This is a genomic window from Salmonella sp. 3C, from assembly GCF_025426275.1.
In the GTDB taxonomy this organism is placed as follows: domain Bacteria; phylum Pseudomonadota; class Gammaproteobacteria; order Enterobacterales; family Enterobacteriaceae; genus Salmonella; species Salmonella enterica.
In genome coordinates this window covers 335,119-351,849 of sequence record NZ_CP104858.1, presented here as the reverse complement: position 1 = coordinate 351,849, position 16,731 = coordinate 335,119, and the positions used below count along the sequence as shown (strand labels likewise).

Here is a 16,731-nt window from a genome sequence, read left to right as displayed (position 1 = left end):
GATTACCGTTTCTTCGTGTGTGCTTTCTGATTATCAAACCAGTGAAAATAACTGATGATGCCGTTGGCGATCGCCGTAGCGATTTTCTGGCGAAACGCCGTCGTGCCCAGCAGGCGTTCTTCTTCCGGATTGGTAATAAACGAGGTTTCGACCAGTACCGACGGAATTGACGGTGATTTTAGCACCACGAAAGCCGCTTGTTCGGTAGTGCGGCTGTGTAATTTATGTATAGGTTTGATTTTCTTGAGAATATGCGAACCCAGCGTCAGACTGTTTTTAATCGTATCGGTTTGCACCAGATCAAACAAAACTTGTTGTAATAGATGATCCCGGTCAGTGGCTTTTTTACCCGCCACTTCGTCCGCGCGGTTTTCACGCTCGGAGAGATACTTCGCCATGGCGCTACTGGCCCCGCGGTTGGAAAGCGCAAAAACGGAAGCGCCCGCTGCTTTCGGGTTGGTAAAACCATCGGCATGAATAGACATAAACAGATCCGCGCCGTGCTTATGGGCGATTTCCACCCGATCGTACAGCGGAATAAAGGTATCCCCTGTCCGGGTTAAACGCGCATCGATTCCGTGATTTCGCAAAATAGCGCGTACGTTTTTGGCAATTGCCAGCACGACGTGTTTTTCCTGAGAACCGTTGCGGCCAATCGCGCCGGTATCGATGCCGCCGTGTCCGGGGTCGAGCATCACCAACCGTTTACTGCCGGTTTTTTTGGTTTTGGGTTTGCTGTGACCATTACTGGTTTTTAGCGTTTCTTCTTTGGCTACTGCGTGCGACATACCTGACAGCGTCAGGGCCGCCAGACCTGTTTTGAGTACCTGGCGGCGCGATGTGAGAGTTTTTAGGAGTTTAAAAGTGCTCATACGGCCTGAGTTGTGAAAATTAAGTTCAAGATGTTATATCGTATCGCGTAATCCGTTACGACGGTTGGTGATGAGAATTGTTTTACTTTTCATTTCAATACGTGACACATCGCCATTATGCCATTTTTTCCGCTACATCGCGTCAGATATTGGCTGAATCAGATGTTTGCGCCATAATCTTGTTTTTTCCACCCGAAAAGGCAACGAATACCATGGAAATACGCGTTTTTCGCCAGGAAGATTTCGAAGAGGTGATTACCCTCTGGGAGCGTTGCGACCTGCTGCGTCCATGGAACGATCCTGAAATGGATATTGAACGCAAGGTGAATCACGATGTCAGCTTGTTCCTCGTTGCGGAAGTTAGCGGCGAAGTCGTCGGTACGGTAATGGGCGGTTATGACGGGCATCGCGGCTCGGCGTATTACCTGGGCGTTCACCCGGAGTTCCGCGGGCGCGGCATTGCGAATGCGCTGCTTAACCGGCTGGAAAAAAAACTCATCGCCCGCGGGTGTCCGAAAATCCAAATTATGGTGCGCGATGATAACGACGTTGTGCTGGGCATGTATGAACGTCTGGGGTATGAGCATTCTGACGCCCTAAGTTTGGGTAAACGCCTGATTGAAGATGAAGAGTACTGAGTTTCATCCAGCCGATTATGATGTACACGGACGTTTACGCCTGCCGTTTCTGTTCTGGTGCGTACTGCTACTTCAGGCGCGCGCCTGGGTACTCTTTGTCATTGCCGGTTCATCCCGTGGACAGGGTAATACTTTGTTAAACTTTTTTTATCCCGACCATGATAATTTTTGGCTGGGGCTGTTGCCCGGCGTTCCGGCGGTAGTGGCGTTTTTACTCAGCGGGCGGCGTGAAGCGTTTCCTGGTGTGTGGCGCTGGCTGCGCGGACTCCTGATCCTTGCTCAACTGGTGTCGTTGTGCTGGCTGCCGGTGATGTGGCTGGGTGGCGACCCGGTCAACGGCGTCGGGCTGGCGCTGCTGCTGGCGGACATCGTCGCGCTGATCTGGCTGTTAACCAATCAACGTTTGCGTGCCTGTTTTTCCCTTGAGAAAGAATAACGGCACTTTTTGGCGAACCCGCACTCCAATCAACGTTAATTAATAAAAGAAAGGAAGTGAGATGAAATCGCTGCGTTTGACTTTACTCGCACTGCCGCTGGCGCTGACCGGCTGCTCGACGCTCTCCTCGGTCAACTGGTCTGCCGCAAATCCATGGAACTGGTTTGGTTCCTCGACAGAAGTCACTGAGCAAGGCGTGGGAGCGCTGACCGCCGCCACGCCGCTGGAAGAGCCGGCTATTGCAGAGGCATTAGATGGCGATTATCGCCTGCGTAGCGGTATGAAAACCGATAACGGCAACGTGGTGCGCTTTTTCGAAGCGATGAAGGGCGACAATGTCGCGATGGTGATCAACGGCGAGCAGGGAACCGTGAGCCGTATTGATGTGCTGGACAGCGATATCCCAACCGCCGCGGGGGGCAAAATCGGTACGCCGTTTAGCGACCTTTACAGCAAAGCTTTTGGTCACTGCGAGCCGGTTTCCAGCGATAGCCATACCAGCGTCGAATGTAAAGCCGAGGGAAGTCAGCATATTAGCTATGTTTTCTCCGGCGAGTGGAGCGGACCGGAAGGCTTAATGCCTCCTGATGACGTCTTAAAAAACTGGGACGTGCGCAAAATTATCTGGCGTCGTTAATTTGCGCCTGAACAAACCGCTTCGCTTAAAAACAAGGTAAAATAGCCTCCATTAATGCCACGACTGCGTGGCATTCTCATTTTCAGGAGGAATCATGTCTCAGGTTCAAAGTGGCATTTTGCCGGAACATTGCCGTGCGGCAATTTGGATTGAAGCCAATGTAAAAGGCGACCTGGACGCCCTGCGCGCGGCCAGCAGAACATTTGCCGATAAACTGGCGACCTTCGAAGTCAAATTTCCGGACGCCCATCTTGGGGCCGTTGTGGCGTTTGGCAACAATACCTGGCGTGCCCTGAGTGGCGGCGTCGGGGCGGAAGAACTGAAAGATTTTATTCCTTATGGTAAAGGGCTGGCGCCGGCCACGCAGTATGACGTGCTGATCCATATCCTTTCCCTGCGCCACGATGTGAATTTTTCTGTTGCTCAGGCGGCGATGGAAGCCTTCGGCGACTGTATCGACGTGAAAGAAGAAGTTCACGGCTTCCGTTGGGTGGAAGAACGCGATCTGAGCGGCTTTGTCGACGGGACAGAGAACCCGGCAGGCGAAGAGACGCGTCGTGAAGTGGCGGTGATCAAAGATGGCGTGGATGCCGGCGGCAGTTATGTGTTCGTGCAGCGTTGGGAACACAATCTCAAGCAACTTAACCGGATGAGTATTCACGATCAGGAGATGATGATCGGGCGTACCAAAGAAGCCAATGAAGAGATTGACGGCGATGCGCGTCCGGCAACATCTCACCTGAGCCGCGTCGATCTGAAAGAAGATGGCAAAGGGCTGAAGATTGTGCGTCAGAGCCTGCCATACGGCACCGCCAGCGGTACTCATGGTCTCTATTTCTGCGCTTACTGCGCACGCCTGCACAATATCGAACAGCAGCTTCTGAGTATGTTCGGCGATACCGACGGTAAACGCGACGCAATGCTGCGCTTCACCAAACCGGTGACTGGCGGCTACTATTTTGCGCCGTCGCTGGATCGCCTGTTAGCGCTATAAGGTAAAACCCTGTCGGATGGCAGCGCAAACGCTTTATTCGACCTACGATTGGTAGGCCTGATAAGCGCAGCGTCATCAGGCAGAACAGCATAAAAATGCCCATCCCCGCCTCCGCGGGGATTTTTTTACCTAATATTTACCTGAATTAGTGAGCTATTCCTCAGCACTTATTTGTTATTACTGTATTTTCAGTGTTAATGGAGTGTAAGACTCCATATTCAAAAGGAGACATTGAAAATGGGTAAACTCACGGGCAAGACAGCATTGATTACGGGCGCATCGCAGGGCATTGGCGAAGGGATCGCTCGCGTATTCGCACGCCACGGCGCGAACTTAATCTTGCTGGATATCTCCGATGAGATTGAAAAACTGGCGGATGAGCTGGGCGGGCGCGGGCATCGCTGTACTGCCGTTAAGGCTGACGTCAGAGATTTTGCTTCGGTGCAGGCGGCGGTTGCGCGCGCCAAAGAGACTGAAGGTAGAATTGATATTTTGGTGAATAACGCTGGCGTGTGCCGTCTGGGCAACTTCCTCGATATGAGTGAAGAAGATCGCGATTTCCACATTGATATTAATATTAAAGGTGTCTGGAACGTCACCAAAGCCGTCCTGCCGGAGATGATTAAACGTAAAGATGGCCGCATTGTGATGATGTCTTCCGTCACGGGAGATATGGTGGCGGACCCGGGTGAAACGGCCTATGCGCTGTCAAAAGCCGCCATTGTCGGTTTAACCAAATCGCTGGCGGTAGAGTATGCGCAGTCCGGTATTCGCGTGAATGCCATTTGCCCCGGTTATGTAAGAACGCCGATGGCGGAAAGCATTGCCCGTCAGTCTAATCCTGACGATCCGGAGTCGGTATTAACGGAAATGGCAAAAGCCATTCCGCTACGCCGCCTTGCCGATCCACTGGAAGTAGGGGAACTGGCGGCATTTCTGGCTTCCGATGAGTCCAGCTATCTTACCGGAACGCAAAACGTCATTGATGGCGGCAGTACCCTGCCTGAAAGCGTAAGCGTAGGCGTCTGATTGATGCCGGTCTCCTCCTCACGCCGCGTGGGGAGGGATTCTCTTATTCCCTTTTCAACTTTCAAATCATCAAACGGTATATAAAACCGTTACTCCTTTAGCGCTGGTTATAAATATGATGACCATAAGAAAGTCATTAAATTTATAAGGGTGCGCAATGGCCGTTAACTTACTGAAAAAGAGACCCCTGACGCTGGCAGCAATGCTATTACTGGCAGGGCAGGCGCAGGCAACGGAGCTGCTGAACAGCTCATACGATGTCTCCCGCGAGCTGTTTGCCGCCCTTAACCCGCCGTTTGAGCAACAATGGGCGAAGGATAACGGCGGCGATAAGCTGACGATTAAGCAGTCTCATGCCGGGTCATCAAAACAGGCGCTGGCGATTTTGCAGGGACTGAAGGCAGACGTCGTGACCTACAATCAGGTGACCGACGTACAGATTCTCCATGATAAAGGCAAACTGATCCCTGCCGACTGGCAAAGCCGTCTGCCGAACAACAGTTCGCCATTCTATTCCACGATGGGCTTCCTGGTGCGCAAGGGGAACCCCAAAAATATTCACGACTGGAGCGATCTTGTACGTTCCGACGTGAAGCTGATTTTCCCTAACCCGAAAACCTCCGGCAACGCCCGTTACACGTATCTGGCGGCATGGGGCGCGGCGGATAACGCGGACGGCAGCGATAAAGCCAAAACCGAACAGTTTATGACCCAGTTCCTGAAAAACGTCGAAGTGTTTGATACCGGCGGCCGCGGCGCTACGACTACCTTTGCCGAGCGTGGTCTGGGCGATGTGCTGATTAGTTTTGAATCGGAAGTGAACAACATCCGCAAACAATATGAAGCCCAGGGATTTGAAGTGGTGATCCCGAAAACGAACATTCTTGCTGAATTCCCGGTTGCCTGGGTAGATAAAAACGTGCAGGCCAACGGCACAGAAAAAGCCGCCAAAGCTTACCTGAACTGGCTGTATAGCCCGCAGGCGCAGACCATCATTACCCATTACTACTACCGCGTGAATAACCCGGAAATCATGGGCAAGCAAGCAGATAAATTCCCGCAGACCGAACTGTTCCGCGTGGAAGACAAGTTTGGTTCCTGGCCGGAAGTGATGAAAACGCACTTTGCCAGTGGCGGCGAGCTGGACAAACTGTTGGCGGCGGGGCGTAAGTAATGCTTGCCGTTTCTTCCCGACGCGTGCTGCCCGGCTTTACGTTAAGCCTCGGCACCAGTTTGCTGTTTGTCTGCCTGATCCTGCTGTTGCCGTTGAGCGCGCTGGTGATGCAGCTCTCACAGATGAGCTGGTCGCAATACTGGGATGTCGTGACCAACCCTCAGGTGGTGGCTGCTTATAAAGTGACGCTGCTGGCGGCATTTGTGGCGTCGATTTTTAACGGCGTGTTTGGCCTGCTGATGGCGTGGATTTTAACCCGCTACCGTTTTCCTGGGCGCACGTTGCTGGATGCGCTGATGGATCTGCCATTTGCGCTGCCGACAGCGGTAGCGGGGTTAACGCTGGCCTCGCTGTTCTCAGTGAACGGTTTCTACGGTCAGTTTCTCGCGCAGTTTGATATCAAAGTGACCTATACCTGGCTCGGTATTGCGGTGGCGATGGCCTTTACCAGTATTCCATTTGTGGTGCGCACCGTCCAGCCGGTACTGGAAGAGCTGGGGCCGGAATATGAAGAAGCGGCACAAACGCTGGGGGCCACCCGCCTGCAAAGTTTTCGCAAAGTCGTGCTGCCTGAGCTGTCGCCTGCGCTGATTGCCGGCGTGGCGCTCTCTTTTACCCGTAGTCTGGGCGAGTTTGGCGCGGTGATTTTTATCGCCGGAAATATCGCCTGGAAAACAGAAGTGACCTCGCTGATGATTTTTGTGCGCTTGCAGGAGTTTGATTACCCGGCCGCCAGCGCCATTGCCTCGGTGATCCTTGCGGCATCCTTGCTGCTGCTGTTCTCAATTAACACTCTGCAAAGTCGCTTTGGTCGACGTGTGGTAGGTCATTAATGGCGGAAGTGACTCAATTGAAGCGATACGACGTCCCCCGCATTAACTGGGGAAAATGGTTTTTGATTGGCGTCGGGATGCTGGTTTCGGCGTTTATCCTGCTGGTGCCGATGATTTACATCTTCGTGCAGGCGTTCAGCAAAGGGTTAATGCCGGTACTGCAAAATCTGGCCGATCCGGACATGCTGCACGCCATCTGGCTGACGGTGTTGATTGCCTTGATCGCAGTGCCGGTGAATCTGGTGTTCGGCATTCTGCTGGCGTGGCTGGTGACGCGCTTTAACTTCCCCGGACGTCAGCTACTGCTGACCCTGCTGGATATTCCCTTTGCCGTCTCGCCGGTGGTGGCCGGTCTGGTTTATCTGCTGTTTTATGGTTCCAACGGCCCGTTGGGCGGCTGGCTGGATGAATATAATTTACAAATGATGTTCTCCTGGCCGGGGATGGTACTGGTCACTATTTTTGTCACCTGTCCGTTTGTGGTGCGCGAACTGGTGCCAGTAATGCTCAGCCAGGGCAGTCAGGAAGATGAGGCGGCTATTTTGCTGGGCGCATCCGGCTGGCAAATGTTTCGCCGCGTGACGTTGCCGAATATTCGCTGGGCGCTACTCTACGGCGTGGTGTTAACCAACGCCCGCGCGATTGGCGAGTTTGGCGCGGTGTCGGTGGTGTCCGGCTCGATTCGCGGCGAAACGTTATCGCTACCGTTACAGATTGAATTACTGGAGCAGGACTACAACACCGTCGGCTCCTTTACCGCCGCCGCATTGTTGACGCTAATGGCGATTATTACCCTGTTTTTGAAGAGCATGTTGCAATGGCGTCTGGAGAATCAGGAAAAACGCGCGCAACAGGAGGAAAATCATGAGCATTGAGATCGCCAGAATTAAGAAATCCTTTGGTCGCACTCAGGTACTGAATGATATCTCGCTGGATATTCCTTCCGGCCAGATGGTTGCCTTGTTGGGGCCGTCAGGTTCCGGCAAAACGACGCTGCTGCGCATTATTGCCGGGCTGGAGCATCAGTCCAGCGGTCATATTCGTTTCCACGGTACGGACGTTAGCCGCCTGCACGCGCGTGAGCGTAAAGTCGGTTTTGTGTTTCAGCACTATGCGCTGTTTCGCCATATGACGGTGTTTGACAACATCGCTTTTGGCCTGACGGTGCTGCCGCGACGCGACCGCCCAACTGCGGCGGCGATTAAAACGAAAGTGACGCAATTGCTGGAGATGGTGCAACTGGCGCACCTCGCGGATCGCTTCCCCGCCCAGCTTTCCGGCGGACAAAAACAGCGCGTGGCGCTGGCGCGTGCGCTTGCCGTAGAACCGCAAATTCTACTGCTGGATGAACCCTTTGGCGCGCTGGATGCCCAGGTACGTAAAGAGTTACGTCGCTGGTTGCGCCAGCTACATGAAGAACTGAAATTCACCAGCGTCTTTGTCACCCACGATCAGGAAGAAGCGACGGAAGTGGCGGATCGGGTGGTGGTGATGAGTCAGGGCAATATCGAACAGGCTGATGCGCCGGATCGAGTGTGGCGTGAACCGGCAACCCGCTTCGTACTGGAGTTTATGGGCGAGGTGAACCGCCTGACAGGCACCGTCCGCGGCGGGCAGTTTCACGTTGGCGCGCATCGCTGGCCGCTGGGTTATACGCCCGCGTACCAGGGGCCGGTCGATCTGTTCCTGCGTCCGTGGGAGGTGGATATTAGCCGCCGCACCAGCCTGGATTCTCCGCTACCAGTACAGGTCATTGAGGCCAGCCCGAAAGGTCACTATACACAGTTAGTGGTACAGCCGCTGGGGTGGTATCACGATCCGCTGACGGTGGTGATGGCGGGTGAGGATGTTCCGGTTCGCGGCGAGCGTTTGTTTGTTGGACTGCAAAAAGCGCGTCTGTATAACGGCGACCAGCGTATTGAAACGCGTGAAGAGGAACTTGCTCTGGCGCAATCGGCCTGATAGGTTAATTTGTATAGTTATCGCCCGGTGGCGCTACGCATACCGGGCTTTTTTACGAGCTGAAAACGTGAATACATTAGAACAAACCATCGGCAATACGCCGCTGGTCAAATTACAACGTCTGGGGCCGGATAACGGCAGTGAAATCTGGGTCAAGCTGGAAGGCAATAATCCGGCAGGATCGGTGAAAGATCGCGCGGCGCTATCGATGATTGTCGAGGCGGAAAAGCGCGGGGAAATTAAACCGGGCGATGTCCTGATTGAAGCGACCAGCGGCAACACGGGCATTGCGCTGGCGATGATCGCCGCGCTGAAAGGTTATCGCATGAAGCTGTTGATGCCGGACAACATGAGCCAGGAGCGTCGGGCGGCAATGCGGGCCTATGGCGCGGAACTGATTCTGGTCACTAAAGAGCAGGGAATGGAAGGGGCGCGCGATTTAGCGCTCGCTATGTCTGAACGAGGCGAGGGTAAACTGCTCGATCAGTTTAATAACCCCGATAATCCCTACGCCCACTACACCACCACCGGCCCGGAAATCTGGCGGCAAACGCAGGGGCGGGTAACGCATTTTGTCTCCAGCATGGGCACGACCGGCACCATTACCGGCGTGTCGCGTTTTCTGCGCGAGCAGGAAAAACCGGTCACCATCGTTGGCCTGCAGCCGGAAGAGGGCAGCAGTATTCCGGGCATTCGCCGCTGGCCTGCGGAATACATGCCAGGCATTTTTAACGCCTCGCTGGTAGATGAGGTGCTGGATATTCACCAGAATGATGCCGAAAACACCATGCGTGAACTGGCCGTTCGTGAAGGCATTTTCTGCGGCGTGAGTTCCGGCGGCGCGGTAGCGGGCGCGTTACGCGTCGCACGAGCCACGCCCGGCGCGGTAGTGGTGGCGATTATCTGCGATCGCGGCGATCGTTACTTGTCTACCGGCGTGTTTGGTGAAGAGCATTTCAGCCAGGGGGCAGGGATTTAAACTAACAGGTTTAGCTGGTTGGGATATACACAGGCAACGGCGCCTTTGACAAGCGGGAATATCTTGCCGATTTTCTATGTGCGCCAGCGCATTACCGCCGCCTTTTATAATAAAAGCTCGTCTGTTGTTCTTATTCTTGTATTTGTTCCTGGCAAAGCGTCATGTAATGCTTGCTGCTTTCTACCAGCCTGGCTGAACCAGGCCGGTAAAGTGACGGCGCTTTAAACATATAAATCAGTTGTACTTGTTGCTGGCAGGCCATCTCTGTCACTGGTACGTGAAATAACGTTAACGCCGCATTTTTCGTACCGTAAACCGCGTTACCCTGCGAATCCCGGCCATAATACGCTTGCGCCAGCATCATGGCATACAGCTCGTCGTCGCGGTACAGGCTGTCCAACCAGAACACCCAGATCGCGGTCCTGAAATGCCCATCCACGCCAGCTTGGGTATAGAGCAATCTGGCAGTATAAGATTTGGGATGTATTTTGGCCGCAGCGCGGCGCAAAAAACGCGTCTGCGGCGATTCGGACAACCAGAAAGAGGCGCTCTGTAATGCGGTCTGGGCTATGGGACGAATTTCCAGATAATAGTAAACGATTAACCCTACAGCAAACGCTAACAGAAGCGCGATAACGCCTTTAAAAAACCACAGTAACACGCCTGGCATTATGATTTTTTCTTACTCAACATTCTTATCCGTTTCCGCAATAAGCGCATGTAAATAAGGCTGTGCATTTTCATCCGCTTTACCGGGAATTTTAACGATATAGGGCTTTCCGGTGATGGACGACGACGACGCGACTTTATCGATAAACTGTTCGGCGGTGTCGATACGATTGCGCGTGTTACCCAGTTTTAAGCGCAGGTGCGATACGGCTTCCTCGCAGTTATGCGCATCACCGTTACGAACGAATGTCAGATCCTTTTTCTGCGCCAGCGCATTCAGCATGGCGTTAATGCGCGCTTCTTCGTGGGCGTTTAGCTTCGCCCAGGCGGGGAGGGTTAGCAGGAGCGCAACGACGGCGCAGACAATTTTCTTCATGGTAAAATCCTTTTTCATGCGATAATCACTGCACCTCAGACCGTTAGCCGGGTAATAAGTTGCACTCCTGGTGTGGTTATTTCTGTGAGTGCGCCAGCGTGAGTTCATCCAGAAAACGCCACAGCTTTTCATTCATTTGCTGGTAATCCCATGCGCGCATCTCGGCAACCGAGCGGATAAAACGCTTCCCTTGCGCGTCGGCCAGCTCCTGCTGCGAATGTTGGATTAATCCTTCAACCGCCTCGACGGTAAATTCCATATGGCACTGGAAACCGTAGACAAAATTACCGTACTGCACTATCTGACGTGGACAGCCTTCGCTTTCGGCCAGCACGGTCGCCTGATCGGTGAGTCCTGGCATATCGTTGTGCCAGTGGCCGACGGTTAACGGTGAGCCAAAGTGGGCGATAAGCGGATGCCGCAGACCGGCTTCAGTGAGCGTAATAGGGTAGTGGCCAATCTCTTTTTCCGGACTTTGGCACACCGCGGCGCCCAGCACCTCGCCAATGAGCTGCGAACCAAGACAAATGCCGATAACCATTCGCCGGGCCGTAATCGCCTGATTAATTAAGTGCTGTTCGGCGCGAGAGTCAAAGTACGGGCACTCTTCGCGGGTGGTGCGCGGCGACTGCGGACCGCCAAATACCACGAGCATATCGAACTCATCGGCATTGGGCGGTAGCGCTTCTCCGGCATAGACGCGCGACCATGAAATGGTATAACCGCGATCTTCAGCCCATTTCAGATAAGCGCCAGCGGATTCAAACGACTCATGGACAACAAAATGAACTCGCACGTTATTTTCTCCTGTTAGCGATTTAGCGCCTGATGGATATCAGCCGCCAGCGTGTTGATCTCGCCATCATTTAATGTCGACAGCGTGATACGTAGACCGTGAGACGGCGTGCTTACGCCAAAGGCTTCTCCCTCACGTACCAGCCAGCCGGATTTTGCCAACGTAAACGCGGTAGCCTGGCTATGGGTGTCCAGTGGGAGCCAGGCATTCACGCCGTCGCCGGGAGAAATGGCGATGCCATATTGCTGTAGGGCGCGGGCCAGTTTTTGTTGCCGGGCGGCGTAAAACAGCCGCGTTTGCGTCAGCCTGTGCTGATACTCAGGGTCGGTCAGGCAGGCGTAGACCAGATCCTGTAACAGATGGCTGACCCACTGACTACCGGCATTTAGCCGCAGCCGAAGTTTTGCCGAGGTCGCGCTGTCGCTGGCGACAATAGCAAGACGTAAATCGGGGCCGAGGGCTTTGGAAACGGAGCGTATCACCGCCCAGTGTTGCGTTGTCTGCGCAATAACCGGCTGCCAGGGCGACGAAGAAAGCAGGGCGAAGTGATCGTCGATAATGACTACTACCTGAGGGTAACGCGCCAGTATATTTTGCAGCGCAGCGGCACGGCGAGCGCTCAGGCTACAGCCGGTAGGGTTGTGCGCGCGCGGCGTTAAGATCACTGCCCGCGCGCCCTGGTTTAGCGCCCGTTCTAGCTTTTCAGGCTGCATTCCTTCGCTATCCACACTGACCGGGCTGGCGCTAAAACCGGCATAGCGCAGCATATTGATACTGCTTAAAAAACAGGGATCTTCCACCGCGACGCTGTCGCCCGGCAGCAGATGCGCGCAAAGCAGTCTTTCGATAGCGTCGATAGCTCCGCTGGTGATATCAATTTCGCCTGCGACGGGGGTGGCATCCCGTAGCCAGCGCGCCGCCCAGGCGTGTAGTTCAGGGGAAACGGGCGCATCGCCGTAGAGATGCGGCGTGCGGCTGAGACGGGCAAAATAACGGCTAAGGTCAGGCAGACGCTGCGGATCGGGATTGCCGCCGGAAAGGTCGTGCAGAGGCGTATGCGGATCGCCGCCTTCCAGCGCTACGGGAGACGGACTGCCTTTAATCACCGTCCCATTGCGGCCTAAACTTTGCGCCAGTCCCGCCGTTATCAGCCGTTTATACGCCGCTGCGACGGTATTGCGGTTCACCTTTAATTCGCTTGCCAGCTCCCGTACCGGCGGGAGCGAATCCTCCGCCCGTAACGTGCCGGCGATAATGTGTTGACGGATACTGTCAAAAATTTCGTTAGCGGTTTTTCCGTCGATCATTATTGACCTATGACAAAATGAATTTTAGCATATGACAATGATAATGAGGCGGTAGCCTGCTGTCCAGCGAGAGGAAAATTTTATGGGACAAGAGAGTGATATTCAGTCAGTGCTCTTCGACGACAACCATCGGGCATTACAGACCGATATCGTCGCCGTCCAGTCACAGGTCGTGTACGGCAGCGTAGGCAACAGTATCGCTGTTCCGGCCATTAAAGCGCAGGGACTACGCGTGACGGCGGTCCCGACGGTGCTATTCAGCAATACGCCGCACTATAAAACCTTTTATGGCGGCATTATTCCCGCCGAGTGGTTTGCAGGCTACCTTACGGCGTTGAATGAGCGCGATGCGCTACGTGAATTAAAAGCGATTACCACCGGTTACATGGGCAGCGCAGACCAAATTGTCTTGCTTTCGAAGTGGCTAATGGCGATCCGGGCTTCGCATCCGGAGGTGTGTATTCTTGTCGATCCGGTCATTGGCGATACCGACAGTGGAATGTATGTGCAGGCGGAAATTCCGCAGGCTTATCGCACACATTTGTTGCCGCAGGCGCAGGGGCTAACGCCGAACGTATTTGAGCTGGAGATGCTGAGTGGTAAACCGTGCCGCACGCTGGAAGAGGCGGTGGCGGCGGCGCAATCGCTGCTTTCCGATACGCTGAAATGGGTGGTTATCACCAGCGCGCCGGGCGAATCTTTGGAGACCATAACGGTTGCGGTCGTTACTGCGCAGGTCGTGGAGGTCTTTGCCCATCCGCGGGTGGCGACGGAATTAAAAGGGACGGGAGATCTCTTCTGCGCCGAGCTGGTCAGCGGTGTTGTGCAGGGGAAAAAACTGACGACCGCGGCAAAAGATGCGGCGCAGCGCGTGCTGGAGGTGATGACCTGGACACAGCAGTGTGGCTGTGATGAGTTAATTCTGCCGCCGGCAGGGGAGGCGCGATGAAGAGTTATCGGCTGGTGGTTCGCCAGCAGGGACGTATCGTGGGGCATTTTGAAACGAGCGGGCTGGACGCGCTGGAAGATATTTGCGTAGCGCGGGCGATGTTTGGCATCACTGGCGGCTATCAGTGCGAGTTGCAAGTGTCCGATTCCGAACGCAGGATGCTGGAGAGTGGCCCGGATGGGATGAAGATCCTGATGCGCGAGAAGTGCTTTCGCCCGGTGACCTCGCAGTTGTAACCCGTGGATTGGCGCTGAAATGTTCGCAACCTTGTAGGCCTGATAAGCGTAGCGCCATCAGGCAGTGCGCCGCACCACCGCCGGATGGCGGCGCAAGTACAGGCAAAAAAAATGGCGCCCAAAGGCGCCATTCTTCACTGCGGCAAGAATTACTTCTTAATGCGGATAACCGGAGTTTCACCCACGGTCACGCTACCGGACAGTTTGATCAGTTCTTTGATTTCATCCATGTTGGAGATAACAACCGGAGTCAGGGTAGACTTGGCTTTTTCTTCCAGCAACGGCAGATCGAACTCGATGACCGGATCGCCAACTTTCACGCGCTGACCTTCTTCAGCAATACGCTTGAAGCCTTCGCCTTTCAGCTCAACGGTGTCGATACCGAAGTGAACGAACAGCTCAATGCCGCTATCGGATTCGATAGAGAACGCATGGTTGGTTTCAAAGATTTTGCCGATGGTGCCGTCAACAGGGGCGACCATTTTGTTACCGGTTGGTTTGATAGCGATGCCATCACCAACGATTTTTTCAGCAAAAACTACATCCGGCACGTCTTCGATGTTGACGATCTCGCCAGAGAGCGGGGCAACAATCTCAATAGTTCCGGTGTCTTTCTTATCATCAGAAACCAGAGATTTTAGTTTATCGAACAAACCCATGATCTTCTCCTAAGCAGTAAATTGGGCCGCATCTCGTGGATTAGCAGATTGTTTTTTCTTCAATGAACTTGTTAACCAGCGTCATTAACTCGTCCGTTGTCGGTTGAGCAAGAGCCTGCTCTGCTAACACCTTCGCATCTTCGAAGTTCGTGTTACGGATAATCTTCTTAATGCGCGGGATAGAAATGGCGCTCATAGAGAATTCGTCCAGACCCATCCCCAGCAACAGAAGTGTAGCACGTTCGTCGCCTGCAAGCTCACCACACATGCCAGTCCATTTACCTTCTGCATGAGAAGCATCAATAACTTGCTTGATCAAGTTCAGTACGGACGGTGACATTGGCTGGTAAAGGTGTGAAATCATATCATTACCACGGTCAACTGCCAGGGTGTACTGCGTTAAATCATTGGTGCCGATACTAAAGAAATCAACTTCTTTGGCTAAATGACGCGCAATTGTCGCCGCAGCCGGTGTTTCCACCATCACGCCAATCTCAATGCTTTCGTCAAATGCTTTACCTTCGTCACGCAGTTCCTGTTTGTAGATTTCAATCTCTTTGCGCAGCGCGCGAACTTCTTCAACAGAGATGATCATCGGGAACATAATGCGCAATTTACCGAAAGCGGAGGCACGCAGAATCGCGCGAACCTGGTCACGCAGGATCTCTTTGCGATCCATGGCGATACGCACGGCGCGCCAGCCCAGGAACGGGTTCTCTTCTTTCGGGAAGTTCATGTACGGCAGCTCTTTGTCGCCGCCAATGTCCATGGTACGGACGATAACCGCCTGCGAGCCGCACGCTTCAGCGACCGCTTTATAGGCGGCAAACTGCTCTTCTTCCGTCGGCAGCGCGTCGCGATCCATGAACAGGAATTCAGTACGATACAGACCAACGCCTTCCGCGCCGTTACGCTCAGCGCCTTCAACGTCACGAACGGTACCGATGTTGGCGCAAACTTCAACCTGATGTCCATCCAGCGTGATTGCCGGCAGATCTTTCAGTTTTGCGAGTTCCGCTTTCTCGGTCGCAACCTGCTCCTGGACGGCGCGCAGTTGCTCAATAACATCGTTGGTCGGGTTGACGTAAACCTGGTTGTTTACGGCATCCAGAATCAGATAGTCGCCGTTTTTCACCTGAGCGGTGACGCTACCGGTACCTACGATCGCTGGCAGTTCCAGAGAACGCGCCATGATGGAGGTATGAGACGTGCGTCCGCCCGCGTCGGTGATGAAGCCCAGCACTTTCTGCAGGTTCAGCTGCGCGGTTTCTGACGGCGTCAAGTCAGAGGCAACCAGGATAACTTCTTCCTGAATCGCGCTCAGATCGATAATGGCCAGACCCAGGATGTTGCGCAGCAGGCGCTTACCGATATCACGTACGTCAGCCGCGCGCTCTTTCAGGTATTCATCATCCAGTTCTTCCAGGGCAGTGGCCTGACCTTCGATAACTTCATGTGCGGCTGCGTCAGCCGTCATGTGCTTATCTTTAATCAGGGCTATGATTTCCTGCTCCAGCTCCTCATCTTCGAGCAGCATAATATGCCCTTCAAAGATGGCTTCTTTTTCTTCACCGAACGTTTCACCAGCTTTTGTCTTGATCGCTTCCAGTTGCGCAGATGCCTTGGCACGACCGCTCAGAAAACGTTCAACTTCCTGATCAACCTTGTCGGCAGAAATTTTTTTCCGGTCAATGACGATTTCGTCTTCTTTCAGCAGCAGTGCTTTGCCGAAAGCGATACCCGGGGATGCTAAAATGCCTGAAATCATAACCCTACCTTACTTGTGACTGATTTTTAAAAGAACCCGGAAAAAAACTTACTCGAGTTCCGCCATCAGTTTGACCAGATGTTCAACCGCTTTCTGCTCATCTTCACCTTCTGCGGAGATGGTGACGACGGTGCCTTGAGTCAGGCCCAGAGTCTGCAGTTTAAACAGGCTTTTCGCGCTGGCGCTTTTGCCGTTGGAAGTCACAGTAATCTCAGAAGTGAAGCCTTTTGCTTCTTTAACAAACTGAGCAGCAGGGCGGGTGTGCAGACCGTTCGGAGCGGTAATGGTAACTTCTTGCTGGAACATTGTATTTCCCCAACTTATAGGTTTAGTGTTGTGGAACTAAAGTCTAGCCTGGCGGCTCAACTTTAGCCTGTATTGTTAGCGCCGGCGTAAACGGGACGCGACACAAAAGGT

The 16,731-nt window shown here is 53.7% G+C and carries 20 protein-coding genes; 12 read left to right on the top strand and 8 right to left on the bottom strand.

The genetic code is table 11. The annotated features are described in order from the left end of the window. Window positions 1–2: 2 nt before the first annotated feature. The gene (gene amiA, locus N7E69_RS01670) at window positions 3–872 is read right to left on the bottom strand and encodes an N-acetylmuramoyl-L-alanine amidase AmiA (protein ID WP_000102881.1); all 870 of its coding nucleotides are present in this window, start codon (window positions 870–872) and stop codon (window positions 3–5) included. Between the two features lie 212 nt (window positions 873–1,084). Between amiA and N7E69_RS01665 the strand changes: the two genes are divergently transcribed. From N7E69_RS01665 to cysM, 10 genes are all read left to right on the top strand, one after another. Further along, complete coding sequence (locus N7E69_RS01665) at window positions 1,085–1,510, top strand: GNAT family acetyltransferase (protein WP_000406008.1); 426 nt, start codon at window positions 1,085–1,087, stop codon at window positions 1,508–1,510. Then, on the top strand, window positions 1,497–1,946 hold the full coding sequence (locus N7E69_RS01660) for a DUF2919 domain-containing protein (RefSeq protein WP_000842938.1): 450 nt from the start codon (window positions 1,497–1,499) through the stop codon (window positions 1,944–1,946). The genes N7E69_RS01665 and N7E69_RS01660 overlap by 14 nt, the downstream gene beginning before the upstream one ends. A 61-nt stretch (window positions 1,947–2,007) precedes the next feature. Beyond that, window positions 2,008–2,583, top strand: coding sequence for an RpoE-regulated lipoprotein (locus N7E69_RS01655; protein ID WP_000838968.1), 576 nt, complete (start codon window positions 2,008–2,010; stop codon window positions 2,581–2,583). Window positions 2,584–2,677: 94 nt separating this feature from the next. Beyond that, on the top strand, window positions 2,678–3,577 hold the full coding sequence (yfeX, locus tag N7E69_RS01650; protein WP_000084583.1) for a porphyrinogen peroxidase: 900 nt from the start codon (window positions 2,678–2,680) through the stop codon (window positions 3,575–3,577). 237 nt (window positions 3,578–3,814) lie between these two features. After that, a complete protein-coding gene (ucpA, locus tag N7E69_RS01645; RefSeq protein WP_000517460.1) occupies window positions 3,815–4,606 on the top strand; it encodes an SDR family oxidoreductase UcpA in 792 nt (263 codons plus the stop codon). Between the two features lie 157 nt (window positions 4,607–4,763). Continuing rightward, window positions 4,764–5,780, top strand: coding sequence for a thiosulfate/sulfate ABC transporter substrate-binding protein CysP (cysP, locus tag N7E69_RS01640; protein ID WP_000290281.1), 1,017 nt, complete (start codon window positions 4,764–4,766; stop codon window positions 5,778–5,780). Then, a complete protein-coding gene (cysT, locus tag N7E69_RS01635) occupies window positions 5,780–6,613 on the top strand; it encodes a sulfate/thiosulfate ABC transporter permease CysT (protein WP_000881746.1) in 834 nt (277 codons plus the stop codon). Before cysP ends, cysT begins: the two co-directional genes overlap by 1 nt. After that, window positions 6,613–7,488, top strand: coding sequence for a sulfate/thiosulfate ABC transporter permease CysW (gene cysW, locus N7E69_RS01630; protein WP_000852708.1), 876 nt, complete (start codon window positions 6,613–6,615; stop codon window positions 7,486–7,488). Before cysT ends, cysW begins: the two co-directional genes overlap by 1 nt. Further along, the gene (gene cysA / locus N7E69_RS01625; RefSeq protein ID WP_000021076.1) at window positions 7,478–8,575 is read left to right on the top strand and encodes a sulfate/thiosulfate ABC transporter ATP-binding protein CysA; all 1,098 of its coding nucleotides are present in this window, start codon (window positions 7,478–7,480) and stop codon (window positions 8,573–8,575) included. The genes cysW and cysA overlap by 11 nt, the downstream gene beginning before the upstream one ends. Before the next feature lie 67 nt (window positions 8,576–8,642). Next, window positions 8,643–9,554: a cysteine synthase CysM gene (gene cysM, locus N7E69_RS01620; RefSeq protein ID WP_001093883.1), complete on the top strand. Its 912-nt coding sequence runs from the start codon at window positions 8,643–8,645 to the stop codon at window positions 9,552–9,554. Between the two features lie 130 nt (window positions 9,555–9,684). Here the strand turns inward: cysM and N7E69_RS01615 are convergent, their stop codons facing one another. From N7E69_RS01615 to ptsJ, 4 genes are read right to left on the bottom strand one after another with little or no spacing between them, the layout of a single operon-like run. After that, on the bottom strand, window positions 9,685–10,224 hold the full coding sequence (locus N7E69_RS01615) for a transglycosylase domain-containing protein (protein WP_001119683.1): 540 nt from the start codon (window positions 10,222–10,224) through the stop codon (window positions 9,685–9,687). A gap of 12 nt (window positions 10,225–10,236) precedes the next feature. After that, window positions 10,237–10,617 (bottom strand): YfeK family protein, encoded by a 381-nt coding sequence (locus N7E69_RS01610; protein ID WP_000710729.1) that lies wholly within the window; start codon window positions 10,615–10,617, stop codon window positions 10,237–10,239. A 58-nt stretch (window positions 10,618–10,675) separates the two neighbouring features. Continuing rightward, entirely contained in the window at window positions 10,676–11,395 is a 720-nt protein-coding gene (locus tag N7E69_RS01605; protein ID WP_001263760.1) for a type 1 glutamine amidotransferase, read from the bottom strand. A 14-nt stretch (window positions 11,396–11,409) separates the two neighbouring features. Next, on the bottom strand, window positions 11,410–12,702 hold the full coding sequence (gene ptsJ, locus N7E69_RS01600; protein ID WP_000565117.1) for a transcriptional regulator PtsJ: 1,293 nt from the start codon (window positions 12,700–12,702) through the stop codon (window positions 11,410–11,412). An 82-nt stretch (window positions 12,703–12,784) separates the two neighbouring features. Here ptsJ and pdxK point away from each other — a divergent pair, with 82 nt between their 5' ends. Together pdxK and N7E69_RS01590 are read left to right on the top strand one after the other, a co-directional pair. Beyond that, window positions 12,785–13,651: a pyridoxine/pyridoxal/pyridoxamine kinase gene (gene pdxK, locus N7E69_RS01595; RefSeq protein WP_000529617.1), complete on the top strand. Its 867-nt coding sequence runs from the start codon at window positions 12,785–12,787 to the stop codon at window positions 13,649–13,651. After that, window positions 13,648–13,887, top strand: coding sequence for a hypothetical protein (locus N7E69_RS01590; RefSeq protein ID WP_000844541.1), 240 nt, complete (start codon window positions 13,648–13,650; stop codon window positions 13,885–13,887). Before pdxK ends, N7E69_RS01590 begins: the two co-directional genes overlap by 4 nt. A 149-nt stretch (window positions 13,888–14,036) precedes the next feature. On the opposite strand, the gene crr is transcribed toward N7E69_RS01590, so the two are convergent. The 3 genes from crr to ptsH are packed head-to-tail and all read right to left on the bottom strand — an operon-like array spanning window position 14,037 to window position 16,620. Next, complete coding sequence (gene crr / locus N7E69_RS01585; RefSeq protein WP_000522253.1) at window positions 14,037–14,546, bottom strand: PTS glucose transporter subunit IIA; 510 nt, start codon at window positions 14,544–14,546, stop codon at window positions 14,037–14,039. Between the two features lie 40 nt (window positions 14,547–14,586). Further along, on the bottom strand, window positions 14,587–16,314 hold the full coding sequence (ptsI, locus tag N7E69_RS01580; RefSeq protein WP_000623120.1) for a phosphoenolpyruvate-protein phosphotransferase PtsI: 1,728 nt from the start codon (window positions 16,312–16,314) through the stop codon (window positions 14,587–14,589). Window positions 16,315–16,362: 48 nt separating this feature from the next. Continuing rightward, window positions 16,363–16,620, bottom strand: coding sequence for a phosphocarrier protein Hpr (gene ptsH, locus N7E69_RS01575; protein WP_000487600.1), 258 nt, complete (start codon window positions 16,618–16,620; stop codon window positions 16,363–16,365). Window positions 16,621–16,731: the final 111 nt, after the last annotated feature.